This is a genomic window from Micromonospora sp. AMSO12t (assembly GCF_008806585.1).
Classification (GTDB): domain Bacteria; phylum Actinomycetota; class Actinomycetes; order Mycobacteriales; family Micromonosporaceae; genus Micromonospora; species Micromonospora reichwaldensis.
The window spans coordinates 1-893 of sequence record NZ_WAAS01000539.1 but is presented as its reverse complement, the minus strand read 5'-3'; the positions used below and the strand labels follow the sequence as shown (position 1 = coordinate 893).

The 893-nt window shown below is 74.4% G+C and carries 1 protein-coding gene; it reads right to left on the bottom strand.

All coding sequences use genetic code 11. The features are described 5' to 3' along the window. Positions 1-812 (bottom strand): 3' terminal RNA ribose 2'-O-methyltransferase Hen1 (locus tag F6X68_RS32845; RefSeq protein WP_151457856.1); only part of this gene is annotated, 812 nt, incomplete at its 3' end. Positions 813-893 lie beyond the last annotated feature (81 nt).

Genomic DNA, 893 nt, shown 5'->3' with positions numbered 1-893 from the left:
GTGCCGTCCCCGGTCGCCTCGTCCGCAGTCGCCTCGTCGGCGGCCGGCTCGTCGGTCGGGCGTCGCTCGGCCAGGCGGGCCAGGGCCAACCCGGCCAGCGCCCGCCGGTGTGCCAGGTAGCGGCGGGTGATCATGTCGCGTTCCGGGTGGTCGGCCAGCCAGCCCGCGCCGGCCCGCAGCAGCTTGTCGACCTCGTCCGGGGCGACCCAGTAGTGCTTGGCGTCGTCCAGCACCGGCAGCAGGACGTAGAGGTGGTTGAGCGCGTCGGCGACGCGCAGCGTGCCGGTCAGCGTCAGGTCGACGTACCGGCTGTCCCCCCACTCCGGGTGCCGCTCGTCGAGCGGGATCGGGGCGGCGGTCACCGCCCAGCCGAGCGGGCCGAACATCCGGATCGCCACGTCCGCGCCGCCCCGGCAGCGCAGCACCGGCACCCGCACCTCCAGCGGGATCGGCGTACGGGCCAGCTCGGGGCGCTCGCGGGACTCGCCGCGCAGAGCCGAGCGGTACACCTTCGACAGTGCGGAGGAGAGCAGGCTGGACGCCGCGTAGGGCCGGTCGTTGACGTACCGCCCGAGGGTGAAGCTGTCCGGGGTCGGCGCCTGCTGCCGGCCACGGCCGCGCGCGCCGGCCAGCCGTAGCGGGTCGACGTCGAGCAGCAGGGCGGCGGTGCAACGCTGCTCGTCCGCCTCCGGGTAGAACACGTGCGCGGTGCCGACCGGCACGTCGAAGGCGTGCGCGCGGTCGGGGTGCTTGATCAGCAGGTGTCCGAGGTCGGTGGCCGGGCGGTGCGTGGTGGTCAGGGTGAGCAGCACGCGCCCATGGTGTCAGTCTCGTCGATCTTGCGTCGTCCCGTTTTTGGTTGCTCGTGGGTCGGTGGGTTCCGGGGGGGGTCG